The sequence below is a fragment of the Kitasatospora sp. NPDC058243 genome, assembly GCF_042882025.1.
GTDB lineage: Bacteria > Actinomycetota > Actinomycetes > Streptomycetales > Streptomycetaceae > Kitasatospora.
Genome location: NZ_JBHVWW010000001.1, coordinates 303,075 through 327,997, shown reverse-complemented (window position 1 = coordinate 327,997; position 24,923 = coordinate 303,075). Strand labels below are relative to the sequence as shown.

Here is a 24,923-nt window from a genome sequence, read left to right as displayed (position 1 = left end):
GCCACCGGGCTTGCCTCCCCCCCTTTGGCCAATTTTCCGGTGGGGCGGGGGCTTTGGTACGGGAGCTGGCCACCGGCTCCGGCACACACCCGCCCTCGAAGCCCCCGCATCCGGCGACCGCCGGCGGAAACGGCTGGCCCGACGCAGGGGTGACTGCCAGACTCGCTCCGTGCGAGCGATCATCGAGGAGATGGCCAACCGCCTGGCCGCGGTGCCGGGCGTCGTCGGAGTCATGCTCGGCGGCAGCCGGGCCCGCGGAGAGCACCGGCCGGATTCGGACTGGGACCTCGGCGTCTACTACCGTGGCGGGCTCGATCTCGCCGCGTTGCGCGCGCTGGCCGGCCCCGAGGTGGAGGTGGCCGGCCCGGGCGGCTGGGGGCCGTGGGTGAACGGCGGCGCGTGGCTGCAGGTCGACGGCGTGGCGGTGGACTGGATCCTGCGGGACATGGACCGGGTCGAGCAGGTGTGGACGGACTGCCGCGAGGGCCGGTACGAAGTCGGCGTGCAGGCCGGGCATCCCCTCGGCTTCTGGTCGCCCTGCTACGCGGGCGAGGTGGCGCTCGGCCAGGTCCTGGCCGACCCCGCCCGCGAGCTGACGGACCTTCAGCAGAAGGCCGCGACCTACCCCGAGCCGTTGCGAGAGGCCTTGACGGCGGGAGCCTGGGAGGCGGAATTCCTGGTCGGCGCCGCAGCGAAGGGCGCGGCACGGGCGGACACGTTGTACGTCTCGCTCTGCCTGTCCCGGGCCGTCGGCGTGCTGGTGCAAGCGATGTTCGCCGAGGACCGGCGCTGGTGCCTCAACGAGAAGGGCGCGCTGGCCGTCGCCGAGACACTCCCGGGCGCGCCAACCGGCTTCGGCCCGCGAGTCCGCGGCCTGTTGGGGGCGCTCGGAGAGAGCGCCGAACTGCTGGCGGCCACAGTGGCCGAGGCACGGGAGCTGGTCGAGGAGACCCTCGCCGCGCTCCGGAACCGCACCGAGTAGCAGCACACACCTTGAGCCGGGCGCTCGTTCGCTGGCGGCTCGTCGGCTCACCGGTGTTCGACATCGCTGGGGCAGCGCCAAACAGTGCGGAGAACTCACGTCTGCGGGCGCGGCTGCTGCCGTCCCGCCGAGTCGGGAGCGAAGAGCGGAGCCTCCGTGTCCTCCGCTTGCGCTAGTCTCCGGCAAATGTCAAGGATTGATCGATCTTTCGTTCGGAGCAGGCGGGGCACCTCCGCCCTCCGGATCCGGACGGTTGTAGGCATCGTCCTCGGTGTCGCCGCGTTGACCGGCTGCGACCCGAGTGGTGCCTCCACGACCCCCGCGAAGGGGCCGTCCCAAGCAAGTAGCGCGACCGATGCGGCGCCGACTGCCGCAACTCCCGCCACACCTGCCGCTGCACCAGGCCCGACAGCCACATCACTGTCCTTCAGTTACCACGCGCTGGGCAAACATGAGTACATCGATCAGACGCTGTCCATCGACAACGACGGGCAGGCCAGCGCGGCGCCCACTCTGACGATCACGGCAGTGGACGGCAGCGGTAACGATCTGCCCGACGTGCAGGTCACCACGGCGTACGGGAGTGACCGAGGCAGTCTCGTCATCCAGCCCGGCGGTGGCTACGACGTCCTGGCCTTCCACGGGGCTGACGCCCAACGGGTCGCCAATGTCAGAGTGACCGTCAAAGAACTCGCCGCGGCGGACCTTCCGGCGGACGCGTCCGCGGTCGAGGCCGAGCCGGCGGATTCCGCAGGCCAGCAGCTGACCAAGTTCGACGCATTCGACCAGGTCATCGTGAAGAACCCGAACAACGCGGCCGTATCGGTCCGGATCGTCTACCTGGTCTACAACCAGACACCGGCCGGAACGCCCCAGCAGGCGATTGAAGTGGTCCCGATCGGCGGGCTGATCACCGTTCCTCCCGCAGGCACCGTTTCCGTGGCTGTGTCTGGAGACGCAAGGACGGCCGTTCAGAAATACTCGGGTGGACCGGCCGTGAGCGTCAAGGCCCACTTCTCCCGTTAGCCGATCGCGCGGGGCCATCGGACCCCGGCCCCGCGCCATCGGGCGAGCAGCGAACCGCCGGACGGCGGGAATCAGCTGGTTCGGTCCTTCGGGTTCACCGTGCAGAAGTACACGCGGTTGGTCTGCCTGTCGAAGTAGAAGCTCCCTGTGTACTGGGCCCGCGTGACCGACTTGTCGAAGGCCTCACTGTGGAGCCACGCCATCGTGTCCCCGACCTCGGCGGCTATCTCCTGCGGGACACCGCATCCGATGCCGCCCTCCCGCCACGTCCCGCTGCCCGTGATCGCCGTCAGCGTCGCCGGATCGAGCTTCGCCACCCCGTCCAGGCTCACGTCGGTCGGACCGGGGATCTCCGGCACGGAGTTCTTCGTCAGCACCCGGCCGACCCACTTCGTCGCGGACAGCTCACCCAGCTGCGGGAAGTGGCGCTTCAACGGTTCGACGTCCGTCCGCACCTCCGCCGGGGTCGTCGCGACGGCGGTCGGGCGGCGGCCCTCACCTTGCCCGGCGGCGCTGTTCTCCGCTGCGGACGCACAGGCCGAGGCGAGCAGCGCCGCGGCGGGAATCAACAGCAGAATCCGGGCGCCGCCCGCTCGCTGCTTCACCTTCACCGGCGCACGTTTCACGGGTTCGTCCTCCCTGGCCTTCTCGGTTGAACGTCTCTGCACAAGACTTTCGCCGCGTCAGATTCGCGACCGATCAAGGCACCTCCGCCGCATCGGACTTCGCGGCAGACCCCGGGTGCCCGGAACCTGGCGCCGAGGCGTGGCCGATCGGCGTCAGAGCGGGTCGATGCGGGCCTTGAGCAGGCAGAACTCATTGCCTTCGGGGTCGGTCAGGACATGCCACTGCTCCTGCCCGGTCTGGCCGATGTCGGCCGGGCGGGCGCCGAGCGCCAGAAGGCGTTCGAGCTCGGCGTCCTGATCGCGGTCGGTGGCGTTCACGTCGATGTGCAGCCGGGACTTGCCCGGCTCCGGCTCGTCCCGGCGGCTGAGGAAGATCGTCGGCTGCGCACCGCCGAATCCTTCGCGCGGCCCGATCTCCATCGAGCCGTCGTCCTCGCGACCGAGTACGACGAAGTCCAGGACCTCGCACCAGAACCGCGCCAGCACCTCGGGGTCGCGGCAACCGAGCACCAGCTCACCGATACGACACGCCATGACGAGTACCTGCTCTCAGCCGGGGAACCGCCGGGGAGACCACACGCGAACGGCACGGGCTCCCGGCGGCGAAACAACCCCGCGACCGTACCGGACGGGGCGAGCACGGTCGACATGTTTTCCGGGCCGCTGCGGGCCCGACGCGGGGTCGGCGGCATCGGGCCCGAAGCTGGTGCGGGCTCAGGACAGCATGTTGATCCGGTACTGCATGATCCGGTAGTTCGTCGGGTCGTACCACTGGCTGACGACGATGTGGAAGTTGCCGAACGTCGAGCCGGGGATGACGAAACCGCCGTACGGGCTGGCGACGAGGTTGGCGACTTCCTGGCCCGGGGCGCAGGGGAGGATCATGGCCTGTTCCAGCGTCGTGGTCAGGTCCGAGGTCGGGAGGGCGAAGACCATTGCCCTGATCGACAGCTGGTCCATGTTCAGCCACGTGAGGACGTACTTGCCGTCCATGGCGCGGAAGCACATCTCGCCCCACTTGCGGGTGCCGAAGACGGTCGTCGGGGCGGGCGCGTTCCACCGCCAGCCGCCGTCGGCGTAGCCCCACGGCTCGTAGGCGTCCGGATTGCCGAGGCTCTCCTTTCGTACCCGGTGCAGTAGCATTCCCGATTCCACGTCGCGGTTGAAGACCGTGGACAGGACGTAGCAGTAGCCGTCGTCGGCCACGGCGTACGTCTTCTGCTGGAACTGGCCGCCGTACAGGTCGCCCGGCCACTGGCACAGGTACTGCCAGGTCTCACCGTTGTCGGTGGAGCGCCAGAAGTCGGTGTGGTGGGTGTCGTAGATGACGCCGCGCATGAGGTGCATGTACATCACGCCGTCGACGACGAACACGTCGGACGGGATCGCCGTCGTGGCCTTGTCACCGACCGGGTTGTGCGGCTCGTCGACCAGGCTGTTGGCGTGGCTGCCGCCGACGCTGCCGTCGATGCGCAGGTTGTTCAGGTCGGCGCTGCTGGAGCGCAGGCCGACCGGGGCGCGCCAGTCGGCTGCGCCCACCTGGGCGCCGTCGAAGGTGTCGCCGCAGACGAAGAGCATCGTGCCGTCCGGACACAGCACCGGGATGCCGAGGTCGGTCCACGGCGAGGCGAACGGCCCGGTCTCGACCGGGCCGCTGAGGTTCTTCACCTTGGTCGCGATCGTCGGGCTCGGAGGGTCGTTCGGACCGCCGGCGACCGCCGCGGGGGCGCCCGAGCCGATGGCCCCCGCCCCCACGGCGACGCCGATGCCGATCTTGAGGACCCTGCGGCGGGAGGGCCCGCCGGTCGTCGCGTCGTTCCCGCCCGATGAGCCCGATGAGAGTGTCATTCTGTCGCTGGCCTTTCCGAGTCGACGAATTCCCGTGGCACCGAACGGATCGCGCACCTCGGCGGCGACGGGTCGCCACCGAGGCTACGGCGCCCCGTCGCCCTGCCGTCGATCGGTGGGCAAACCTTCACCCAAATTGGCTATGCCACACGGAAGTTCCGCATCCGGACGTGGACCGGCCGAGGTGAGATAGGGCCGAATGTCCGCAGCCGGGCGGCCCACCGACCACCGGCCGCCCCGTGACCCGAGCCCGGACGAGTCCGGACGAACACGGCGAGCAGCAGGGGCTCTCCCGGGCGCAGGTTTCGATCGATCAGCGCGTGCATGCCGTCTCACGCCCCCTGATCGAGACGCGAGCATCACATATCGTATGCGTATCGCTACCGTTGGAATATGACGCACTCTCGAGTCCGCAGTCTCCTCGTTCGTGGGGTCGTGGCCTTCGTGCTCCTGGCTGCGCCCCTTGGGGCGCGGGCCGCAGCCGCACCCAGTACGGGTGAGGACGCCAGGCCCGCCATCAGAATCCTGGCCCGCGGTGACCGCGACCTGCTGCAGCAGGCGGTGGACGCCCAACTCGCCGCGAGCAAGAACGGTAAGCAGACCGCTGCCAACGAGATCACCTATCCGGACGGGGCGGTGGTGGTCCTGCCGCTGCCCGGGGAGACGCAGGCTCCGCCGTGGAGCGGGGACCACCGCCGTCGGTCCGCCAGGGGCGCGGACTGGAAGAAGTGCCCGGCCCCGACCAGCGAACCCTCCTACTACTGCTTCTACGCGGACAAGAACTGGGGTGGCAGGAGGCTGCAGTTCAACCTCTTCCACGAGGACAAGCCGGTGTACTTCGCCGACTACGGGTTCCGCGACCAGACCAGTAGCTGGGTCAACACCGCCCGCGGCCTGGAGGTGATCGTGGACAACGACCCGGGCGACGGCCAGTGGCAGATGCTCTGGAAGGAGCCGCCGGAGTCCCTGTCCGCGTCGGTCGGCTTCGACAACGCGGCCGACCGTTTCTGGGCGGTTCGTCAGTAGCCCTACCGGGCACCGGCCGAGGCGGGAGGGGAGATCGTGCCCGCGGTGACCGGCTCCGGCGTGACCGTGATGTAGGTCGGGGCCGGAGCGGTCTCCCGGGCACGGGCCGTGTACCAGCCGGCGCCGAACGCGAGGATTCCGATCAGGAGGCCTGCGAGGGCCATGGTGACGTACTGCTGCTTCATGAACCCAAGGGTAGAGCGCTCGTGGTCAACTCCCGTGCCGCCACGGCACGATGGGCCCCTCTCGCGTCAACCACGCTTGACGCGAGAGGGGCCCATCATTCCGCGGGAGCCTCCGCCGGGGAGGAAGGCCAATGCCCGAAGGCGCGTGACCGGGCGCTTCGGCGAACCTACGCGGTCAGCGCCGCCGCCTCCGGGGCCGGTTCGAGATCGCCCGGAGTCCACGAGCGCCGGAACTCCCCGATGGTGGCCCGGAGTACGACTATCAGCGCCAGCAGCATCAGCACGCCGTTGGCCGGCATGGACAGGTACGGTGACACGCTGGGGGCGATGAACTTGAGGTAACTGCCGAAGGACGACAGCTGGACCAGGACCGGCACGTACCAGAGCCGCCGGGGCAGTTGGAAGGCGATGATCACGCTGATCACGTCCGCCACGTAGAAGTAGCGCTCGTGCATGGACGGCAGCAGGAACGGCACCGCGATCGCGAAGACGGCGGCCAGCAGCAGGAGCCCCGTGTCGGTGAGCTTGGCCCGTCCCTCCCGTACTGTCGGTCCGTTCTTCAGGGCCGCCGCCCCGCCGGCGCGGCGGATGGCCCAGACCGCCAGCCCGATCAGCACCAGCACCAGCGCGCCCGCGACCAGCACACCTGCGTGCCGTACGGGGTCCTGCTCCTCGTACGGCACCGAGACGAACTGGTAGACCGACGGCGCGTTGAGCGTGAGGTCCTTGTACGTGTCCGGCTGCCGGGCGTACACCGTCAGCAGCTGCCACGGGTCGGAGCCGAGCAGGACGGCGGGGATGTCGAGCGCCACGTACACCGCCGGAAGGGCCAGCAGGCTTCGCCACGGGATCCGTCGCGCCAGCACCAGGACGAGCAGGAGCGGGAACAGGAAGATCGCCTGGAGCTTGAACGCCAGCGCGATCCCGAAGAACGAGCAGGCCCACCAGGGCCGGTCGCGCAGGATGTGGTAGACGCCGCCGACCAGGAAGGTCGTGAAGATCGCGTCGGCCTGGCCCCACCAGCCGCTGTTGGTCACGACGGTGGGGAGGAAGAGGACGATCACCGCCGCGCCGAGGGCCCGCCAGGGCTGCTGCGGCGACCGCAGGGAGACGATGCGGAACGTGTAGTACGCCAGCGCCAGGTCGAACAGGATCGAGATGCACTTGATACCCGTGAGCGCGGCCACCGGAAGGTAGGTGAGCGCGGCCATCAGGTACAGGTAGGGGACGTTGTAGTCCGAGAAGCCGGTGCCGCTGAGAGCGTGGAACCCGCCGTTGTTCGCGATGTACTGGTACCAGGGCCCGAGGAAGTAGTAGAAGTCCGTCGACTCGTTGTCCAGCATCAGGATGCGGACCGAGAGCGCGGCCATCACCGCCGCCATCGCGGCCAGAATCAGGACCGTCGGGTCGGCCGTGCTCTGACGCGGCTCCTCGGCGGTTATCTCGGACATCGGTCTCCATTCGGGTCGGCGGTGCGGTGGGCCGGCCGGGGTGCGTGCCGTGGGTCGGACGGCGAGGCCGGTACCGCGGCCCTCCGTGGGGGAGCCCCGTCCGCAGGGCGGCAGCCGGACCGGAAAGCCCTCCGTGCCCCACCCCTCGATCCGCCCCCGTGGCCCGTTCCCGTGATCCGTTCCGGTGGGCCGGCCCCGACGGTGGTATCCGGCAGGTGGTGCGCGAACGGGCGGATCCGCCCCCGGCCGATCATAGGCGCCCGGGTCCACCGGCACTCTGGTGGCCCCGGACCCGTCAGGGCACGGAGAAGGGCAGACCCGGGCGGCGCGGACGACGCCGGCCCCGGGGGCAACCGCAGGGGTGGGGCAGGCGCGGAGCCGGACGGGATCGACGTGGCTGCCGGGACTCCGTGCGTATCAGGGGCGGCCGAGGGCGCGGAAGGTCCAGCCGGCCGCGCGCCAGCGAGCGGCGTCGAGGGTGCCGCGGGCGTCGATGACCCGGGGGACGGCGATGTGCCGGGCGAGGTCGGCCGGGTCGGCGTCGGAGTACTGGGGCCAGTCGGTCAGGTGCAGCAGCAGTTCGGCGCCGGTGACGGCCTGGGTGGGGTCGTCGGCGTAGCCGAGCCGGGGGTAGGCCCTGCGGGCGTTGTCCACGGCGGCGGGGTCGTGGACGGTGACCTCGGCGCCGGCCCGCCGGAGGGCGTCGGCGACGGCCAGGGCCGGGGAGTCGCGGATGTCGTCGGTGTGGGCCTTGAACGCGGCGCCCCAGACCGCGATCCGCTTGCCGGTCACGGCGTTGCCGAGGGCTTCGCGGGCGAGGTCGACGGTGTGCTCGCGCCGGCGCCGGTTGATCGCCGCGACCTGGCGGAGCAGGCCGGTGTCGGCGCCGAGTTCTTCGGCGCGGTAGGTGAACCCGGCCAGGTCCTTGGGCAGGCAGCCGCCGCCGAACCCGAGGCCGGGCCGCATGCCCTCGGCGCCGATCCGGTGGTCGTGGCCCAGGGCGAGGACGATCTGCCGGACGTCGGCGCCGGTCAGCTCGCAGAGCTCGGCCATCGCGTTGATGAAGGAGATCTTGGTGGCGAGGAAGGCGTTCGCGGCGCCCTTGATCAGCTCGGCCGTCGCGATGCCGGTGACGATCAGCGGGGAGCCGGCGGCCAGGATGTCGGCGTAGACCCGCCGGAAGGCGGCCTCGCTGCCGGTGTCGCCGTCCTCGATGCCGAGCACGATCCGGTTCGGCTCCAGGGTGTCCAGGAGGGCGAACGACTCGCGCAGGAACTCCGGCGACCAGGCCAGGCCGACGCTGACCCCGGCGCGGAGGTGCTCGTCCAGGGTCTGCCGCAGCCCCGTGACCGTGCCGACCGGGACGGTCGATTTGCCGATGATCACCGCGCCGTCGCCGAGCCGGGGGGCCAGGCACCGGACGGCGGTGTGGAGGTGGGTGAGGTCGTAGGCGCCGCTGCCGTCCCGCTGCGGGGTGCCGACGCCCAGGAAGTGGACGTCGGCGAAGTCGGCGGCCTCCGCGTAGGAGGCGGTGAAACGGAGCCGCCCGGTGGCGGTGTGCTTGGCGAGCAGGTCGTCCAGGCCGCGCTCGACGAACGGGGCCTGGCCCTTGTTCAGCGCGTCGACCTTGTCGGCGTCGGTGTCCATGCCGAGGACCTGGTGGCCGAGCTCGGCCATCGCGGCGGCGTGGGTCGCGCCGAGGTAGCCGCAGCCGATCACGGTGAGCTTCACGAACGTGTCCTTCCGAAGGGGGCGGGCGGCGTCCGCGCCGGCCGGTCCTGCGATTCCGCGCATCCGGGTGTCACCCCTGCGCGTGAATCGGTGGTGGCCCCGCCGGGAGGAGGTTTCCGCAGGCCCCGGCGGAGGCCCGAACACCAGGCAACCGCCTGGCAGTCGGTGCGGACAGGGCTCGCAAGGGGGCTCACAAATCGTGCATCCGATTCACCGTGAGCGACGGATGTCATACCCTCGGCGATCAGGCCTCGGGTGCCGGACCTGCGACGTCTCGTGCCTGGCCGCGTACGACTTCCCCGCGCCCGTGCGGGGACCGATTGAGGGGGACGCCGTGGCGTCGACCACCCGCCGGACCAAGCCGCCGAACGACGCGCTGGCCCGGATGATCGACAAGTGCGAGGGCGCCAGCCGCAAATCGCTGGCCCACCGGGTGAACCAGCTCGCCCACGAAGCCGGGCTGACCACGACCTATACGCACACGTCCGTTGCGAACTGGACGACGCGCGGCATGGTGCCGGACTGGCCCGTGCCGAAGCTGCTGGCCCGGGCGATCGGGGAGCGGCTCGGCCGGCCCGTGGGACTCGGCGAGATCGGTATGGCCGATGCCGGGACACCGGACGCCGCGATGGGGTGGGATTTCCCGAGGGACCCCGCCGAGGCCGTGCGTACGGCCACTTCGTTCTGGAGCAGCGTGAACCGCCGAGACTTCCTCACCGGTGCGGGCTTCGCCGTCTCCGCGTTCACCACCCCGGTCACCCGCTGGCTGGTCACCCCCGCCGACGACACCGCCGCCCACCGCGGCCGCGGCCGGGTCGGCGCCGCCGACCTCGCCGAACTGCGGGACGCCGCCGACGACGCCCGGCGCTGGGACTCCAAGTACGGCGGCGGGAACTGGAAGGCCAACTCCGTCACCGCCTGCCTCCGGGAACGCGCGGTCCCGCTCCTGAACGGCTCCTTCAGCGACGAGGTCGGACGGCAACTGTTCTCCGCGACGGCCGAGTTGTCCCGCCTGGCAGGCTGGACGGCCTTCGACGTCGGCCGACACGACGTCGCTCAACGGCACTTCATCCAGGCTCTCCGCCTGGCCCGGGCCGGCGGCGACGTCCAGCTCGGCTGCTATGTCCTGACCACGATGGCCATGCAAACTCTGCTGAGGGGATTCGCGAGCGAGGCCATCGACATGGCCCAGGGCGCCTTCGAGCGGGCCAGGGGCCGGGCAGCCCCCAGGGTGCTCGCGTTCACCAAGCTCATCGAGGCCCGGGCCCACGCCCGGGACGACGACGCCCGGGCCGCCTCCGCCGCGCTCGCCGCCTCCGAGAGCCTGCTCGACCAAGCCCACGACGGCGCCGAGGAGCCGGCGTGGATCGACTTCTACCACCACGCCCGGCTCTCGGCCGACGCCGCCGAGATCTTCCGCGACCTGAAGAACCCCGAGGCCGCCCTCGCGTGGAACGCGCAGGCCGCCGCCATGGCGCCCGGGGTGTTCACCCGCTCGGTGGGGATGCGGCTGGCCATCGTCGGAACCGCGCACCTCCAGAGCAAGGAGCTGGACCAGGGCCTCGCGCTCGGCCGCCAGGCCGTCGACATCCTCGCCCGCGTCCAGTCCAGCCGGGCCAAGGACTACGTCCGCGAGTTCAACACCGCGCTCACCCCGTGGCGCCGCGAGCCGCGGGTCGTCGAGTTCCTCCGGCGGACCGGCAAGGAACTCGGCGTCGCGGCGTAGGGCGAGAGGCAGCGCCGGCCGGGTCAGATACCCGGGTGGGAGGCTGCCCAGCCGTGTTCGAGCAGGGCGAAGGCCTCGTCGGCGGCTCGGCGCGGTTCAGGGTGCCGCAGGATGAGGCTGCGGCTCTCAAGGGCGAAACGGGCGAGGGCGGCGCAGCTGACGTCGTCCTCGGGGGCGGCTACGGCCTCGGCGATGGCTCGGGCCAGGGCGGTTTCGTGGCGCGTCCACATGCGGTGGGCGTAGTCGCGCAGTGCGGGGGTCTCCTGCACCATGCGCGTGAAGTCGGCGAACCGCGGGTCCGCGGTGTGGACGGCGAACTGGGTCTGCGTCAGCAGGAGGTGCTCGCGCAGCGCCTGCGGGATCGACGTGCCGGGGGTGCGTTCGCGTACGGCGGCGACGAGTGCTGCTTCGATGTCGTCCTCCTGGTCGAAGACCAGGGCTTCCTTGCCGGAGAAGTGCTTGAACAGGGTGGTCACCGAGACGTCGGCGGCCTCGGCGACGTCCTTGACGCCGACCTGGTCGTAGCCGTGTTCGAGGAAGAGGTCGAGTGCGGCGTCGGCCAGGGACTGGCGGGTCTGGGCCTTCTTGCGCTCGCGGCGCCCGGTCGGTTCGGTCACGTGCCCACCATATCGGCGAAGTGCATCCGCTGCAAAAGTTTAGTCGTTGCGCTTATTTAGCGAGTGTGCTTTCTTGGTGATGTCAGGCCTCCCAGCGGCCCACCCACCTCCCCGAGGGGTACTCCCATGAACTCTGCCCGCAATCTCCGCGACCCCCGCGATCCCCGCATCGCGATCGTCGGCGCCGGTCTCGGCGGCCTCACCTGCGCCCGGGTCCTGCAGCAGCACGGTCGCTCCGTCACCGTCTTCGAGCGCGAGGCATCCGCCGACGCCCGCCCGCAGGGCGGCACCCTCGACCTGCACGCCGACACCGGCCAGGCCGCCCTGCGCGCGGCGGGGCTCCTCGACCGGTTCCACGCCCTCGCCCGCCCCGAAGGAGACGCATGGCGCGTGCTCGACTTCGCCACCGCCGCGCTCCTGGCGCAGCAGGGGCCTTCCGCCGACGGTGGCCGGCCGGAGATCGACCGCGGTCAACTGCGCGGCCTGCTCCTGGACTCGATCGCCGAGGGCACGGTGCGATGGGACCGCGCCGTCAGCGGGGTCACCCCGCTGACGGACGGCACCTGCCGGCTGCGCTTCGGTGACGGCACCGCCGAGGACTTCGACCTGGTGGTCGGCGCCGACGGCGCCTGGTCGCGCGTCCGCCCGGCCCTGTCGCCCGCCGTACCCCGCTACACCGGTGTCACCTTCGTCGAGACCGGATTCGACCACTGCGACACCCGCCACCCCGACCTCGCGCGGCTGGTCGGCAACGGTTCGATGCTGGCGAAGGGCGCCGGCAGGTCCCTGGTCGCCCAGCGCAACAGCAACGGCCACATCCGCGCCTACATAGCGCTGCGCGTGCCGGAGGACTGGCACACGGCCGCCGGTATCGACCTCGGCGACCAGCGGGCCGTGCGGACACACCTGCTGAGGACGTTCGACGGCTGGGACGAGAGCCTGCGCTACGTCCTGCGCAACAGCGACAGCGGGTTCGTCAGCCGGCCCCTGTTCGTCCTGCCCGCCCCGCACACCTGGCAGCGCGTTCCCGGCGTCACGCTGCTCGGCGATGCCGCGCACCTGATGCCCCCGGTCGGACTGGGCGCCAATCTCGCCATGCTCGACGGCTCCGACCTCGCCCACGCCCTCGCCACCGAACCCGGCGTCGACGACGCCGTCCGCGCCTACGAGAGCATCATGCTGCCGCGCTCGATCGAGGCCGCGACGGGCAGCGCACAGGGACTCGACCACCTCGTTCCCTCGACGGCCCCCTGACCCGACTCCACTCGGGCTCTGACTGCCTTCGCTCAGGGACCTGGTGTTCGGGCACTCGCGGCTGGAGTCGTCCAGGGCGGGTCGAGCGACTGTCGGCTTCCACGGGCTGTCCGGGCTGTCCGGTCCCTTTGGTCGCTTTGGTCGCTGCGTATGTACGCAGGTCAGGGCGGCGACAGGGACTGAAGCGACTGAGGCCGGGGATTGGGTGCACGTTGTCGCCCGGCGCGGAGAGTCCACCGTGGGCGCGGTCTGAACGTGGTGTCAGGCAACGGGTCGTCCGTTGCCGAACAGCTGTCCGGTGGGCCCGTCGGCGTCGAGGGTGGCGGCTCGGACGATGTCGCGGGCACTTTCGGCGGCAGGGCGGTCGGTTGCGTCGTCGCCGCGTTCGGGGTGGGTGGCGGTGTTGCCGGGGTCGACGGCGTTGACCAGGATCGGGGTGTGCGCCAGGTCCCGGGCGAGCACCGTGGTCAGGGCGTTGAGCATGTACTTGGCCATCGAGTAGGCCGGGGCGCGCAGCGCCGCGCCGAGGTCGAGGCCGGTGGCGATCTGCTGGGCGGACAGGCTTGAGACGTTCACGATCCGGGCTGCGGGCGCGGCGGTCAGCAGCGGCAGCATCGCCTGGGTCAGGGCCCACGGGCCGATCACGGTGACTTCCAGTGCGGTGCGCACCGCATCCATGTCGGCCTCCATCGCGGACAGGACCTGGAAGTCGGGCATGGCGCTGGCGTTGTTGACCAGGACGTCGAGGTGGCCGAAGGCCTGGGTGAGGTGGTCGGCCGCTTCGTGCATGCTGACGGGGTCGGACAGGTCCAGGCGCAGGGCGGTGGCCGCGTGCCCGTCCCGGCGCAGTCGGTCGGCCAGCGGCTCTGCCGTGGAGTGGTCGCGGGCGGTGAGGACGACGTGGTAGCCCTGTCCGGCGAGCTCGCGGGCGACGGCGAAGCCGAGTCCGGCCGGGCGGCTGGTCCCGGTGACGAGTGCGGTCCTGATGGCCATGGCGGGTGTTCCCCTTTCAGGTGGCTTGAACAGTTGCTCGCTTGAGCTTGCACCGCGACGTCGGAGCTGTCACCGGGCACCTGTATGTTGATCACCCGCCGACCCCGTCGGTGTCCCGTCCCGGGGTGTCGACGTGCGGGTCCGGCCTGGGGTGGTGGTCGCTTCGCGGAAATCGGGTCGCTGTCGTCGGGGGATCAGGAGATCCTTTGGCGTCGAGGCTGAACAGCCGCTCATCATCTCAAGTGCCTGAAGGATTTTGCATGACCGTTCCTGCCCCGCCCGACAGCCCGCGGTCCGCCGAGGAGCCGGCCGACACCAACGCATGGGCGGCGCCGAGCCCGGGTCAGGGTCAGGGCGAGGCCACGGCGCCCGCCGCCACCGCTGCCGCACCCCCTGCCGCGGCTCCGAACGTCCCGTACTGGCCGCCGTACGCGTACCCGATGCCGGCGCCGCAGCCCCGCAACGGCCTGGGCACCGCGGCCATGGTGCTCGGGATCGTCGGTGGCGTCCTCAGCCTGGCCGTCATCTTCTTCTGGCTGTCCTGGCTGCCGGCCCTGCTCGCCGTGGTCTTCGGCGCCATCGGGCTGGGCTACGTCCGCAAGGGCCTGGCGACCAACCGGGCGATGGCGCTCGCGGGCGTGATCCTGGGCATCACTGGCCTGCTGGTCTCGGTCGGCGCCGGGGTGTTCGTCGTGACGCGGGTGCAGGCGGCCAACGACGAGCGGCGAGCGGAGGAGAACGCCGCTCGCGCCCGCGCCGATGCCGCGACCCGGGCCGCCAACGAGCGGGTGGCGAAGGAGCGGGAGCGGATCGAGGCCGAGCGGAAGAGGGTCGAGGCCGAGCAGGAGACGGCGGCCGCGGACGAGCGGGCCCGGCGCCTGTCGTTCGGTCAGTCCTACACGTACGGGGACGGGCTGAAGGTCACGATGGCCGCGCCGACGCCGTACGTTCCGAGTGACAGCGGGTCGGACACCCCCAGGAACGCCAAGGTCATCCAGGTGAGGATCACCGTCGTCAACACCGGGTCGGAGGACGTCTCGCTCAGCGGTTCGGGGCTGCCCACCATCAGGGACGCCAAGGGCAACCTCGTCTTCACACTGATCGACGGAAGCGGACGGATGAAGATCCTCAAGGGCTCGCTGGCCCCGGGCGAGGAGGCCACCGGTCTGACGGCGTACGCCCTGCCGGGCAGCGCGGCCGACCGGTTCTCCGCCCAGTTCGACTACGGTCTCGGGCGGCTGCGCAAGGACGTCATCTGGTCCGGCTCCCCGAGCTGACCCGGGGCCGCTCCCGCCGGAGATCAGGGTGGGGCGAGGTCTCGGACCCGGATCGTCCGAGGCCGGGGCGCGGCACGTGCCGCGCCCCGGCCAAGTGTCGAGGGAGCCTCAGAGGTTGAAGCGCATGACCATTCGACTTCCCGGGAGGCTGCTGATGGTCCCGCTGTCGCAGTCCGTGATGTCGGCCCCCGGGTAGAGGGTGCCGGTGACGGTGGCGCCGGGCAGGACGGTGCTGTCGAGGGAGACCGTGCCGTTGAGGCTGTTGGCGATCTGGTTCTTCGAGGGGTCGCCCTCGACGCGTTGCATGCCCGAGGTGTTGATGGTGGAGGTGCCGGCCGGGTTGCCGTTCGCGTCGACCCAGTCGACGACGATGGTGCCGGTGAGCTGGCCGATCTGCTTGCAGGCGAGGGTCGCCGACCCGGTGACGGAGACCGATCCGGCGGACAGGGCGGGGCCGCCGTTCTTCGTCAGGCACCTGTCGATGGCGCCGTTGTTCATGGACAGGTCGACCGCAGCGGGGGTGTCCGTGATCGGCTGGGTGCTGTTGACCGTACCCTCCGCGGAGCACATGAGCCGGAGCAGGGGGTTGGCCCGGGTTTCGGCGACCCCGTTGGCCCCGTCGGTCACGGCCGGGGTGTCGGCGGCCGAGGCGGGGGCGGGCTGCTGGAGGAGCACGGCCGAGGTGGCGGCCACGGCGGCCAGGGCGAGCGGGACGGCGGCCAGGCGCCACCGGCGGGGCCTGGACGGCGCTGCTTCCCGCGTCGGCACGGGGTCGGAGTCCCAGGAGTGCGAAGGCATGGTGTTCCTGTTCTGTGAAGTCGGGCGGCTGAGGGGGTCAGAGGAGGCTGGAGAACTGGGCGTCGTGCTTCGCGGTGAGGCTGCTCAGGCCGTTGGAGCAGTGGCTGATGTCGCTGGTGGGCTCGAAGGTGGCGAGGACGCCGGCGAGCGGCAGGACCTTGCTGCCGAGGGACACCGTGCCGTCGCTCGAGTTGAGGATGTCCCCGCGCGCGGGGTCGCCTTCGACGTCCTGTGCGCCGTTGGTGGTCACGGTGGAGGTTCCGACGACGCTGCCGGTCTGGTTCAGTCCGCTGTACCAGGTGATGGTCTCGGTGCCGCTGAACGTACTGGGGGAGGAACACGAGAGCGTGCCGGTGCCGGCGAAGGTCAACGTCGCCGACAGGACGTTCGTGGGCCCGCCGTTCTCGGCGAAACACTCGTCGAACGTGCCGACCCAGGAGAGGGACACGGTTGCGGGGGTGTTCGTGATCGGCGCGCTGCTGCTGCCGACGGCCTGCCCGGAGCAGGTGAGCTTGGTCAGGAGCGTGTCGCGGTGGCCGGTGGACTCGCTGGCGGCGGCCGGGGTGGGGGTGGCCTGCTGGAAGAGCAGGCCGGCACCGGCGGCTGTGGCGACCAGGGCGAGCGGGACGGTCGCGAGACGCCACCGCCGGACCGAGAGTTTTCTGGTGTGCGGCCCGGACGGTGTGCCTGGGACGGTGGGTCGAGCTCCCATAATGCTCTCCTTTGTTTAGGTACGAACTGCTGATGTCAGAATCACCACCAGTGGGGCTCCGTGCGATCCGAGCGGGGCTGGATTCGCCTTTACGGTGCGATATTGATCCGACTGTCGCAGCGCACGGTCGAACTCCTCCAGCGTTGTCTTTTTGCTACTGAAGATCGTGAACAATCTTTGCTATCGGGCAGTCGGGGGATACCGGCGCGTGCTTGCCAGGTCTTCCCTCGGCGTCGGGTTACGTTCTGCGGCAGACCTTTTCAGCGCTGGCCCGTCGGGCCGCCCGACGGACAAGGGGAGAACCCCATGCTGCCCAGTCGACCCCTCCTGCCCGGCTTTCCGGGTAGGGAGCACTGGTGGCGCGAGGAGGAATCCGGATTGCACTACGTCGACCACGGATCCGGCGACGTCGTGCTCATGCTGCACGGAAACCCGACGTGGGGATATCTGTGGCGGCGTCTGATCGCCGCGCTGGCCGGGGACTTCCGCTGCATCGTGCCGGACCAGTTGGGCATGGGGCTCTCCCAGCGCAGGACCGGTGCCGGTCCGATCCCGCTCGCGGAGCGGCTGGAGCACCTCGACGCGCTGGCGGCCCACCTGATCGAGCAGCGTCGGGCGCCGTCGGCGGGCTGGACCCTGGCGGTACACGACTGGGGAGGGCCGATCGGCCTGGCCTGGGCGAGGCGGCACCCCGGGTTGGTCACGAAGCTGGTCGTGCTGAACAGCGTGGGTTTCCGCTGGCCCGAGGGCTACCGACTGCCGCGATCGCTGGCCCTGCTGCGCGACGTCCGGCCGCTCGGCGAGGCGGCGCACCTGCTGAACGTCTTCCCCCGGGCGGCGCTGCGGGTCGGGGTGGTCCGGCCGCTGCCCGCCGAAGTCCGCTCCGCCTACCTGCGGCCGTACCGCAGCGCGTGGCAGCGCCGCGCGGTGCGGGACTTCCTGCGGCAGATTCCGCGCGCTGGCGAGGACCCCGCCTGGTCCCTGGTCGATCCCGGCGGCGACAGCGCCGACCTCGCCGGGCTGCCGGTGTTCATCGGCTGGGGCCTGCGCGACCCGGTGTTCACCCCGCTCGTCCTGCGGGAGTGGCGGCGCAGGCTCCCGCACGCCGAGGTGCACGCCTTCGCCGACGCGGGCCACTTCGTCCTGGAGGACGCCGGTGAGTCCCTGACCGGGCCGCTTCGGCGCTTCCTGTCCACGCGATGACGAACCATCACGGAGAGGTACCCATGCCCTCGCCCCACAGCAGGATCAGTCTCGTGCGGGTCCATGTCCCCGAGGCCCGTCAGAGTTCCCGCGAGATCGAGGAGGAACTGCGCCGGCAGAGCCCCGGGGCCGCGCTGCCGGCGGGACTGCTGGAGCACATGTTCGGGCTGCGCGAGCGGTGCGTGGCCGCGCCGGGGGAGCTGCCCTCGGACCTGGCGGCCCGGGCGGGTGCCGCCGTCCTGCGCGACGCCGGCCTCCCGCCCGAGGCGATCGACCTGCTCGTCTACACCGGGATCGCCAAGGACCTCGACGAGCCGGCGACCGCGAACGTGGTGGCCGCCAAACTCGGTGTCACGGCGCCGGTCTTCGATCTGATGAACGCCTGCAACGGCGTGCTCAGCGCGTTGGAGAGCGTGGACGCGCTGATCAGGCTCGGTTCCTACCGGCGGGTGCTGGTGGTCACCGGGGAGGTGCCCAGCCGGATCACCCGCTGGCGCGTTCCGGACCGCGGTCGGCTCGCATCGGCACTGGCCAGTCTCACGCTGGGCGACATGGGGGCGGCCGTGCTGGTGGAGGCGAGCGAACGGCCCGGTATCCTCGGCAGCCGCTTCTTCGCCAACCCGGCCGCGTGGCCGAGTGCGGTACTGCGCAGCCCGTACGCCACCGGCCGGATGCACGAGTTGGACGTCGACGACGCCGCGTTGACGGCCTCCTTCGCGGAGCTGCGGGAACAGGCCTTCAAGGCCGCGGGCGAGCTGATCGATTCCGTGGCCGACTGCGCGCTGTTCTGCGTCCACCAGCCCTCGGCGGCCATGACCCGCGACCTCTGCTCATCCGCGGGCATCCCCGCCGAGGCCGTGATCCCCACCTTCCCCCACTACGGCAACGTCGCCACCGCCACCATCCCGCTGCAGCTGGCACTCGCGCAGGAGCAGGGCCGGCTGCACGAAGGCGACCTGGTGGGGATCCTCGGCCTGGCCAGCGGTACCAGCCTCGGCGTCATGGCCCTGCGGTGGTGAGCGCGGTCCCCGGGGCGACCAAGGAGCAGGACGCCTGGCCGGAGACGCTCGCCGCCCACCTGGCCGGCTGGGCCGGCCTGCAGCCGGACCGCACCGCGCTCGTCTGGCCCGCTCCGCGCGGTCGTTGGCACACCGTCGACTTCGCGACGCTGGAGGCCGCCTGCCGGGCGCGCATCCGCGAACTGCGCGAGGCGGGCGTCGGCGCCGGGCAGAAGGCCGTGGTGATGGCCCGCGACCCGTACGACCTGGTGACCACCGTGTACGGGCTGCTCGCCCTCGGTGCGGTGCCGGTGCTGATCGACCCGGCGCTGCCCCGTCCGGCGCTGCGGGCCTGTCTGGACGAGACGCGGCCCGAGGTGTTCATCGGCGACCCGCTCGCCCAGCTGGCCCGGCTGCTGCTCGGCTGGGCCCGCCCGCACGTCACCGTCTCGCTGCTCACGGGCCGAGCGTGGCGTGCGCGGAGCGCGCGTCGGCCGGAGCCGGAGCCGGAGACGGAGCGGCCGGAGCCGTCGTGGCCGAGCCCGCCGCCCGCCGCCTCGCTCGCGCTGATCGCCTTCACCTCCGGCTCCACCGGAGTGCCCAAGGGCGTGGAGTACGAGCACCGGCAGCTGGCCGCCCAGGTCCGCTCGATCGCCGGGCTGCTGGGGCTGGGCCCGGGCGAGGTGCTGCTCGCCGGGTTCCTGCCCTTCGCCCTGTTCGGGCCCGCCACCGGCGCCACCACCGTCGTGCCGGCCGTGAACCACCTCAGACCGGCCCGCACCCGGGGCAGCGACCTGGCGCGAGCCGTCACCGAACACTTCGCCTCGGTGGTGTGCGCCTCCCCGGCGGTGCTGCGGGCCCTGGCCGGGGAGTGCGAGCACGGTCGTGTGTCGCTCGCCCCGGTGCGGCTGGTCTGTTCCTTCGGCGCCCCGCCGTCCGAACGGCTGGTGCGTGCGCTGCGCCGGGCGCTGCCGGAGGACGCGACGTTGCTCAGCGCGTACGGCGCCACCGAGTGCCTGCCGGTCAGCGTGATCGACAGCACCGAACTGGCCGCCGCGCACGCGGAACCGCTGCACGCCCACCGCGGGGTCTGCCTGGGCCGCCCGGTGCCCGGCATCACGGCCCACGTCCTGGTGCCGGTCGGCCCCGTGTCGTACAACCGGCCTGTGCCGCAAGGGGGTTATGGGGAGATCGCGGTCGGTGGCCCGCAGGTCAGCCTGGCCTACCATGCCCGCCCGGGAGCGAACGCGGCCGCCAAGGTCGGCTCCGGCGAGGACGTGCTGCACCGCACCGGCGATCTCGGCTGGCTCGACGGGAGCGGCCGGCTGTGGTTCCTCGGGCGCTCCGCGCACCGGGTGCACGGAGCCGGGTTCGTGCTCGACACCGCGGTGGTCGAGCGGATCGCCGACGCGGTGCCCGGCATCGGCCGCACCGCGCTGATCGGCCTCGGGCCCGCGGGCCGTCAACGGCCGGTGCTTTGCGTGGAGTTGGCGCCCTCGGCGGCCAACTCGGCGACGGCCGTCCTCCAGGGGCTTCGGCACGCCCTGTCGGCGGTGCCGGGCGGCCACCGGATCGCCACCGTCCTGCTCCACCGCCGGCTGCCCACCGACCCGAGGCACAACTCGCGCGTCGACCGCGACCGCCTCGCCCGCTGGGCCCGCCGCCGGCTGCGCCGACGACGCCCGGGCGGCGTGCCGGGAGGCGGGCGATGAGGGTCCTGGTCACCGGGGGCAGCGGCTTCCTCGGTCTGGAGCTGTGCCGCCGCCTCACCGGGCGCGGCGACGCGGCGGTCTCACTGAACCGCCGCTGGAGTCCGGAGCTGGAGCGGCTCGGGGTCCGTCAGCACCTGGGCGACATCGCCGCCCCGGATACGGTTCGGCGAGCCCTCGCCGGGTGCGAGGCGGTGATCCACAACGCGGCCCTGGCCGGGGTCCGGGGGCCCGAGCAGCCGTACCGCGCGGTCAACGTCGACGGCACCCGGCGCGTCCTGACCGCCTGCCGCGCCCTTGGTATCCGCCAACTGGTCTATACCTCCACCGCGAGCGTGGCCTTCACCCCTGAGGGCGTCACGGGAGCGGACGAGTCCCTGCTCGGGCCCCGACGCCACTCGGCCGCCTACCCCCGCACCAAAGCCGAGGCCGAGGCGGCCGTCCTCGCCGCCAACGGCCCGGACCTGGCGACCACGGTGCTGCGCCCCCATCTGATCTGGGGGCCCGGCGACCCGCACTTCCTGCCCGCCCTGCTGCGGGCGACCAAGGGCGGGCGACTGCTGATGCCGGGCCGCGGCACCAACCTCGTCGACACCTGCCACCTCGCCACCGCGGCCCACGCCCACCTGCTCGCGCTGGACCGGCTGCGACCGGGCCACCCGGCGGCCGGGCAGGCCTACTTCATCGCCCAGGGCGAACCGCGGCCCCTGCGCGAGGTGGTGACCAGGCTCCTCGCCGCAGCCGGACGCCACGCGAGCTGGCGCCCGGTGCCCTACCCCGTCGCCCTGGCCGCCGCCGTCCTGGCCGACGCCACCACGACGGTGCTCCGCCGCCACACCGACCACGGCCTCAGCCGATTCCTGCTCCACCAGCTCACCCGGCCGCACTGGTTCGACCTCACGTCGGCCCGGCGCGACCTCGGCTTCGAGCCGCCCACCACGTTCGACCAGGCCATGGCCGAGCTGACCCGTCACCACCGCACTACCGGCGGCTGAGCCCGCCCCCTCACACTCCGGAAAGGAACCACCGCTATGGACACGACGCTCTCCGTGGACGACGTCTGCGACACCGCCCAGACCCTGCTCGTCGAGCGGTTCGGCGTATCCGCCGACGCCGTCAGCCCCGACGCCACCTTCGAGGAGATGGACGTCGACTCGCTCGCGCTGGCCGAGTTCGCCTTCGTGCTCCAGGACGAGTTCGGCATCCTGATCAGCCAGGAGGACGCCGACCGGCAGAGCACGCTCATCGACGTCGCCCGGATCGTCCAGGCCCGACTCGGCGACGCGACCGAACCGGTCGCGTGAACCGCCCCGAGATCGCCGTCACCGGCCTGGGGCTGGTCACCCCGGCCGGGTTCGGCGCCGAGGAGACCTGGCAGCGGGTCTGCGCCGGCACACCCACCGCGTCACCGGACCCGGACCTCGACGCCGCCCCGGTGGCGTTCTCCTGCCGCATCCCCGCCATGGACCTGGACACGGCGGTCGGGCGCAAGAAGGCCTGGCGGATCGGACGGTTCAGCAAGCTCGCGCTGCTCGCGGCCCGGGAGGCCGTCCAGAACGCGGGACTGGACACCGGCGGGTGGGACGGCGCCCGGGTCGCCGTCGTGCTCGGGGTGGGCTTCGGCGGCGCGCCGCACTGGGAGGACCAACTGCGCCGACTCCACCAGCGCGGGCCGGCCCACGTCTCGCCGACGGTGATCCCGATGGTCATCGGCAACATGGCCGTCGGCGAGGTGGCCCAGGAGTTCGGCGCGCGCGGCCCCACGCTCGCCTGCGCCACCGCCTGCGCCTCCGGTGCCACGGCGCTGGCCATCGCCCACGACCTGCTGGTCGCGGGGTCCTGCGACATCGTCCTGGCCGGTGGCGCCGAAGCCGCCCTCAGCCCGCTGGTGGCGACCGGGTTCCACCGGATGGGCACCCTGTCGGCACGCGGGCACGACGTACCGGGCGCCTCCCGGCCGTTCGCCGCCGACCGGGACGGCTTCGTCCTGGCCGAGGGCGCCGCCGTGCTCGTCCTGGAGCGCGCCGCGGACGCGAGGGCGCGCGGCGCCCGGGCGCGCGCCGTGCTCGCCGGACACGGCGCCAGCAACGACGCCCACCACCCGACCGCGCCGCCCCAGGGCGCCGCCGGTGCGGAACAGGCGCTGCGCACGGCGCTGCGCAGCGCGGGCCTGGGCGCCGGCGACATCGGCCACGTCAACGCCCACGGCACCTCCACCCCACTCAACGACGCCGCCGAGGCCGGCCTGATCGCTCGCGCCCTGCCGCACCAGCCCAGCGTCACCGCCCCCAAGGGCGTGCTCGGCCACAGCCTCGGCGCGGCCGGCGCGATCGAGGCGGCGCTCACCGTGCTGACCATCGAACGCGGGCTGGTGCCGCCGATCGCAAACCTCACCCCCGACATCGCCGAGTTCGACATCGACTGCGTCACCGGGACGGCGCGCCGGCAGCGCATCGACGCGGCGCTCAGCCACTCCTTCGGCTTCGGAGGCCACAATGTCGTCCTCGCCCTGCGCCGGGACTGACCCCCGGGCGGGTACGGTCCGAGCCACCCCGGCGCCGCCCGACGGCACCGGGGCCCGGCTCGGCGCACTCGTCGCCCGCCACCGCTGGGCGGTGCTGTGGACCACCGCCCTGCTGCTGGCCGTCGCCGCGGTCGTCGGGGCCGGGCTGCCCGCGCGGCTGTCCCACGGCGGCTTCACCAACCAAGGGGCCGAGTCCAGCCGGGCGCTCGAAGCCATCGAGCACCACTACAACGCGGGCGGGACCAGCACGATCGTGGTCTTCCGCAGCGAGACCCTCACCGTGGACGACCTGGAGTTCGGCGAAGCCGTGCGCTCCGCGCTCGCCGAGGTGCCCAGATCCGTGCTGACGGGTGCCCAGCACTACTGGAACACCGGCAAGCGGGAACTCCTCTCCACCGACGGGCACGCGGCCTGCGTGGTCGTCGGACTGGCCGGCACCGGCGACCAGGCCAAGACCGCCTCCTACGAGCGGCTGCGCCGGCTGCTGCACGCCGACGGACTCACCGTCGCCTACGCCGGGCAGGTCCCGCTCCAGGCCGACCTGGACCGCACCGTCGACGACGACCTCACCCGGGCCGAACTCTACGTCTTCCCCCTGCTGTTCCTGCTGCTGCTGCTCTTCTTCGGCAGCCTCGCCGCGGCCCTGCTGCCGCTGGCCGTGGCCGGCGCGAGCCTCACGCTGTCCTTCGCGGTGCTGCGCGTGCTCGCCCCACTGGTGCCGGTCAGCTACGTCACCCGCAACGTCGTCGTCATGATCGCTCTCGGGCTGTCCGTCGACTACGCCCTGTTCGTCGTCGTCCGCTTCCGGCGCGAGCTGCGCCACCGGGGCGACCTGCACCGGGCCGTGGCCGCCACCATGGCCACCGCCGGGCACACCGTGCTCTACTCCGCGACGGCCATCTCGCTCGCCGTCCTGGGCCTGACCCTGCTTCCGTTCCCCATCACCCGCTCCCTCGGCATCGGCGCCGCCGTCACCGTCGCGCTGGCCGGCGCCGTCAGCCTCACCATGCTGCCCGCCGTACTGGCCGTGCTCGGCCCGGGCGTCGAGGCCGGGTGCGTCCGGCTGCCGGGCTTCGGACGGGCCGGTCTCGGACGTGCCTGGGCGGAGGGCGAGGAGACGGGGTTCTGGTACCGGCTCGGCCGGAGCGCCGTCACCCATCCGTGGGCCTGGCTCACCGCCGCCGTCGCGATGATCGCGGTGCTGAGCGCCCCGGTCGTCGGCCTGCACCTGGCCGCGAGCGATCAGCGGACCCTGCCCGCCGGGGCGGCCAGCCGCAGAGCCCAGGAACTGCTGCACGAGGACTTCCCGGCGGCCGCGCTCGACCAACTCCAGGTCGTCGCCCACCTGCGGGACGACATCGGCGGCCAGCCGGGCAAGGCCGCACTGGCCCGCTGGCAGCAGCGGCTCGCCGGACTGCCGAACGCCCAGGACGTCCGGCTGCGCGTCAGCACCGCGCACAGCGCCATACTGACCGTCAGCACCGACGCGGCTCCGGACGCTCCCGCCGCCGGGCAACTGGTGCGCGCCGTGCGGGCGCTCGACCCGCCCGACGGCGGCCGCGTCCTGGTCGGCGGACCGGCCGCGGCCAACGTCGACGTCCTGGACACCCTGAAGGCCAGGCTCCCGGCACTGGTCGGGTACCTGCTGGTGGTCACGCTCGGCCTGCTCTTCCTGGCCTTCCGGTCGCTGCTGGTCCCGCTCAAGGCGGTCATCACCACGACGATGTCCCTCGGCATCGCCTTCGCGGCCGTCACCTGGACCGTCCAGGACGGCCACGGCGCCCGGCTGCTGGGCCTCCAACCCACCGGGTACGTCGGCGCGTTGGAGGCCGCCATCATGCTGATGTTCGTCTTCGCGCTCTCCGTCGACTACGAACTCTTCCTGATCGCGCAGATCCGCGAGCTCCACCGCGGCGGCATGGACAACGCGAGCGCCGTGGTGACCGGCCTCGGGCGCACCGGCGGGCTGATCTCGGCCGCGGCGGCCCTGATCGTGCTGGTCGCCGCGGCCTTCGCGACCAGCCCCGTCGTCACCGTGAAGGAGATCGCCCTCGGTGTCCTGGTGGCCGTGGCCGTCGATGCCACCGTGGTGCGCATGCTGCTGGTCCCCGCCACCATGCGCCTGCTCGGTGAACTCAACTGGTGGGCACCGCGCTTGCGGCGGCAGGCGGCGCCCAGCGGGCCCCGTCCGGCGCCGTTGCCGGGCCTGGAAGCGGTGGAGTGAGCGCGCGAGCGGG

Annotated in this window: 23 protein-coding genes; 13 read left to right on the top strand and 10 right to left on the bottom strand. The window is 72.1% G+C overall.

What is annotated here, in order from left to right:
• The first annotated feature begins 190 nt into the window (after positions 1 to 190).
• Both ACFVX9_RS01360 and ACFVX9_RS01355 read left to right on the top strand, forming a co-directional pair.
• Entirely contained in the window at positions 191 to 982 is a 792-nt protein-coding gene (locus tag ACFVX9_RS01360) for a nucleotidyltransferase domain-containing protein (RefSeq protein ID WP_380369477.1), read from the top strand.
• A 186-nt stretch (positions 983 to 1,168) separates the two neighbouring features.
• Complete coding sequence (locus ACFVX9_RS01355; RefSeq protein WP_380483041.1) at positions 1,169 to 2,008, top strand: hypothetical protein; 840 nt, start codon at positions 1,169 to 1,171, stop codon at positions 2,006 to 2,008.
• Between the two features lie 71 nt (positions 2,009 to 2,079).
• On the opposite strand, the gene ACFVX9_RS01350 is transcribed toward ACFVX9_RS01355, so the two are convergent.
• The 3 genes from ACFVX9_RS01350 to ACFVX9_RS01340 form a co-directional block, all read right to left on the bottom strand.
• Positions 2,080 to 2,634 (bottom strand): hypothetical protein, encoded by a 555-nt coding sequence (locus ACFVX9_RS01350; RefSeq protein ID WP_380369361.1) that lies wholly within the window; start codon positions 2,632 to 2,634, stop codon positions 2,080 to 2,082.
• A gap of 153 nt (positions 2,635 to 2,787) precedes the next feature.
• On the bottom strand, positions 2,788 to 3,168 hold the full coding sequence (locus tag ACFVX9_RS01345) for a VOC family protein (RefSeq protein WP_363367504.1): 381 nt from the start codon (positions 3,166 to 3,168) through the stop codon (positions 2,788 to 2,790).
• Between the two features lie 180 nt (positions 3,169 to 3,348).
• Entirely contained in the window at positions 3,349 to 4,482 is a 1,134-nt protein-coding gene (locus ACFVX9_RS01340; RefSeq protein ID WP_380369357.1) for a DUF4185 domain-containing protein, read from the bottom strand.
• 393 nt (positions 4,483 to 4,875) lie between these two features.
• Between ACFVX9_RS01340 and ACFVX9_RS01335 the strand changes: the two genes are divergently transcribed.
• Positions 4,876 to 5,508 carry a peptidase inhibitor family I36 protein gene (locus tag ACFVX9_RS01335; protein WP_387979818.1) on the top strand — a complete coding sequence of 211 codons (633 nt, stop codon included), beginning with the start codon at positions 4,876 to 4,878 and terminating at the stop codon, positions 5,506 to 5,508.
• Between the two features lie 2 nt (positions 5,509 to 5,510).
• Here ACFVX9_RS01335 and ACFVX9_RS01330 read toward each other — a convergent pair whose 3' ends face one another.
• The 3 genes from ACFVX9_RS01330 to ACFVX9_RS01320 form a co-directional block, all read right to left on the bottom strand.
• The gene (locus ACFVX9_RS01330; protein ID WP_063352045.1) at positions 5,511 to 5,693 is read right to left on the bottom strand and encodes a hypothetical protein; all 183 of its coding nucleotides are present in this window, start codon (positions 5,691 to 5,693) and stop codon (positions 5,511 to 5,513) included.
• A gap of 167 nt (positions 5,694 to 5,860) precedes the next feature.
• Positions 5,861 to 7,144 (bottom strand): glycosyltransferase 87 family protein, encoded by a 1,284-nt coding sequence (locus ACFVX9_RS01325; protein WP_387979816.1) that lies wholly within the window; start codon positions 7,142 to 7,144, stop codon positions 5,861 to 5,863.
• A 417-nt stretch (positions 7,145 to 7,561) separates the two neighbouring features.
• Complete coding sequence (locus ACFVX9_RS01320) at positions 7,562 to 8,875, bottom strand: UDP-glucose dehydrogenase family protein (RefSeq protein ID WP_387979814.1); 1,314 nt, start codon at positions 8,873 to 8,875, stop codon at positions 7,562 to 7,564.
• A gap of 334 nt (positions 8,876 to 9,209) precedes the next feature.
• On the opposite strand from ACFVX9_RS01320, the gene ACFVX9_RS01315 reads away from it, so the two are divergent.
• Positions 9,210 to 10,601: a sporulation protein gene (locus ACFVX9_RS01315; protein ID WP_387979812.1), complete on the top strand. Its 1,392-nt coding sequence runs from the start codon at positions 9,210 to 9,212 to the stop codon at positions 10,599 to 10,601.
• 23 nt (positions 10,602 to 10,624) lie between these two features.
• Here ACFVX9_RS01315 and ACFVX9_RS01310 read toward each other — a convergent pair whose 3' ends face one another.
• Positions 10,625 to 11,218, bottom strand: coding sequence for a TetR/AcrR family transcriptional regulator (locus ACFVX9_RS01310; RefSeq protein WP_387979810.1), 594 nt, complete (start codon positions 11,216 to 11,218; stop codon positions 10,625 to 10,627).
• 126 nt (positions 11,219 to 11,344) lie between these two features.
• On the opposite strand from ACFVX9_RS01310, the gene ACFVX9_RS01305 reads away from it, so the two are divergent.
• A complete protein-coding gene (locus ACFVX9_RS01305; protein WP_387979808.1) occupies positions 11,345 to 12,472 on the top strand; it encodes an FAD-dependent oxidoreductase in 1,128 nt (375 codons plus the stop codon).
• Positions 12,473 to 12,733: 261 nt separating this feature from the next.
• Here ACFVX9_RS01305 and ACFVX9_RS01300 read toward each other — a convergent pair whose 3' ends face one another.
• Complete coding sequence (locus tag ACFVX9_RS01300; RefSeq protein WP_387979806.1) at positions 12,734 to 13,465, bottom strand: SDR family NAD(P)-dependent oxidoreductase; 732 nt, start codon at positions 13,463 to 13,465, stop codon at positions 12,734 to 12,736.
• A gap of 260 nt (positions 13,466 to 13,725) precedes the next feature.
• On the opposite strand from ACFVX9_RS01300, the gene ACFVX9_RS01295 reads away from it, so the two are divergent.
• Complete coding sequence (locus tag ACFVX9_RS01295) at positions 13,726 to 14,742, top strand: DUF4190 domain-containing protein (protein WP_387979804.1); 1,017 nt, start codon at positions 13,726 to 13,728, stop codon at positions 14,740 to 14,742.
• A gap of 108 nt (positions 14,743 to 14,850) precedes the next feature.
• Here ACFVX9_RS01295 and ACFVX9_RS01290 read toward each other — a convergent pair whose 3' ends face one another.
• Complete coding sequence (locus tag ACFVX9_RS01290) at positions 14,851 to 15,540, bottom strand: hypothetical protein (RefSeq protein WP_380369331.1); 690 nt, start codon at positions 15,538 to 15,540, stop codon at positions 14,851 to 14,853.
• A gap of 37 nt (positions 15,541 to 15,577) precedes the next feature.
• Positions 15,578 to 16,252: a hypothetical protein gene (locus ACFVX9_RS01285; RefSeq protein WP_380483022.1), complete on the bottom strand. Its 675-nt coding sequence runs from the start codon at positions 16,250 to 16,252 to the stop codon at positions 15,578 to 15,580.
• 378 nt (positions 16,253 to 16,630) lie between these two features.
• Between ACFVX9_RS01285 and ACFVX9_RS01280 the strand changes: the two genes are divergently transcribed.
• Genes ACFVX9_RS01280 through ACFVX9_RS01250 form a run of 7 tightly spaced genes read left to right on the top strand, consistent with a single transcriptional unit; the run spans position 16,631 to position 24,910 of the window.
• Positions 16,631 to 17,455: an alpha/beta fold hydrolase gene (locus tag ACFVX9_RS01280; protein ID WP_380483020.1), complete on the top strand. Its 825-nt coding sequence runs from the start codon at positions 16,631 to 16,633 to the stop codon at positions 17,453 to 17,455.
• A gap of 53 nt (positions 17,456 to 17,508) precedes the next feature.
• Complete coding sequence (locus tag ACFVX9_RS01275) at positions 17,509 to 18,474, top strand: 3-oxoacyl-ACP synthase III family protein (RefSeq protein WP_387979801.1); 966 nt, start codon at positions 17,509 to 17,511, stop codon at positions 18,472 to 18,474.
• Positions 18,471 to 20,165, top strand: a complete 1,695-nt coding sequence (locus tag ACFVX9_RS01270) for an AMP-binding protein (protein ID WP_387979799.1) — start codon at positions 18,471 to 18,473, stop codon at positions 20,163 to 20,165. The genes ACFVX9_RS01275 and ACFVX9_RS01270 overlap by 4 nt, the downstream gene beginning before the upstream one ends.
• Entirely contained in the window at positions 20,162 to 21,157 is a 996-nt protein-coding gene (locus ACFVX9_RS01265) for an NAD-dependent epimerase/dehydratase family protein (RefSeq protein WP_387979797.1), read from the top strand. Before ACFVX9_RS01270 ends, ACFVX9_RS01265 begins: the two co-directional genes overlap by 4 nt.
• Before the next feature lie 36 nt (positions 21,158 to 21,193).
• Positions 21,194 to 21,466, top strand: a complete 273-nt coding sequence (locus ACFVX9_RS01260; RefSeq protein ID WP_380369315.1) for an acyl carrier protein — start codon at positions 21,194 to 21,196, stop codon at positions 21,464 to 21,466.
• Positions 21,463 to 22,686, top strand: coding sequence for a beta-ketoacyl-[acyl-carrier-protein] synthase family protein (locus ACFVX9_RS01255; protein ID WP_380369311.1), 1,224 nt, complete (start codon positions 21,463 to 21,465; stop codon positions 22,684 to 22,686). Before ACFVX9_RS01260 ends, ACFVX9_RS01255 begins: the two co-directional genes overlap by 4 nt.
• Positions 22,658 to 24,910: an MMPL family transporter gene (locus tag ACFVX9_RS01250; RefSeq protein ID WP_387979795.1), complete on the top strand. Its 2,253-nt coding sequence runs from the start codon at positions 22,658 to 22,660 to the stop codon at positions 24,908 to 24,910. The genes ACFVX9_RS01255 and ACFVX9_RS01250 overlap by 29 nt, the downstream gene beginning before the upstream one ends.
• Positions 24,911 to 24,923 lie beyond the last annotated feature (13 nt).

Coding starts and splice junctions, on each gene's coding strand:
- ACFVX9_RS01360 (WP_380369477.1), top strand. CDS start 191: ATGGCCAACCGCCTGGCCGCGGTGCCGGGCGTCGTCGGAGTCATGCTC.
- ACFVX9_RS01355 (WP_380483041.1), top strand. CDS start 1,169: ATGTCAAGGATTGATCGATCTTTCGTTCGGAGCAGGCGGGGCACCTCC.
- ACFVX9_RS01345 (WP_363367504.1), bottom strand. CDS start 3,168: ATGGCGTGTCGTATCGGTGAGCTGGTGCTCGGTTGCCGCGACCCCGAG.
- ACFVX9_RS01340 (WP_380369357.1), bottom strand. CDS start 4,482: ATGACACTCTCATCGGGCTCATCGGGCGGGAACGACGCGACGACCGGC.
- ACFVX9_RS01335 (WP_387979818.1), top strand. CDS start 4,876: ATGACGCACTCTCGAGTCCGCAGTCTCCTCGTTCGTGGGGTCGTGGCC.
- ACFVX9_RS01330 (WP_063352045.1), bottom strand. CDS start 5,693: ATGAAGCAGCAGTACGTCACCATGGCCCTCGCAGGCCTCCTGATCGGA.
- ACFVX9_RS01325 (WP_387979816.1), bottom strand. CDS start 7,144: ATGTCCGAGATAACCGCCGAGGAGCCGCGTCAGAGCACGGCCGACCCG.
- ACFVX9_RS01305 (WP_387979808.1), top strand. CDS start 11,345: ATGAACTCTGCCCGCAATCTCCGCGACCCCCGCGATCCCCGCATCGCG.
- ACFVX9_RS01300 (WP_387979806.1), bottom strand. CDS start 13,465: ATGGCCATCAGGACCGCACTCGTCACCGGGACCAGCCGCCCGGCCGGA.
- ACFVX9_RS01295 (WP_387979804.1), top strand. CDS start 13,726: ATGACCGTTCCTGCCCCGCCCGACAGCCCGCGGTCCGCCGAGGAGCCG.
- ACFVX9_RS01290 (WP_380369331.1), bottom strand. CDS start 15,540: ATGCCTTCGCACTCCTGGGACTCCGACCCCGTGCCGACGCGGGAAGCA.
- ACFVX9_RS01285 (WP_380483022.1), bottom strand. CDS start 16,252: ATGGGAGCTCGACCCACCGTCCCAGGCACACCGTCCGGGCCGCACACC.
- ACFVX9_RS01265 (WP_387979797.1), top strand. CDS start 20,162: ATGAGGGTCCTGGTCACCGGGGGCAGCGGCTTCCTCGGTCTGGAGCTG.
- ACFVX9_RS01260 (WP_380369315.1), top strand. CDS start 21,194: ATGGACACGACGCTCTCCGTGGACGACGTCTGCGACACCGCCCAGACC.
- ACFVX9_RS01250 (WP_387979795.1), top strand. CDS start 22,658: ATGTCGTCCTCGCCCTGCGCCGGGACTGACCCCCGGGCGGGTACGGTC.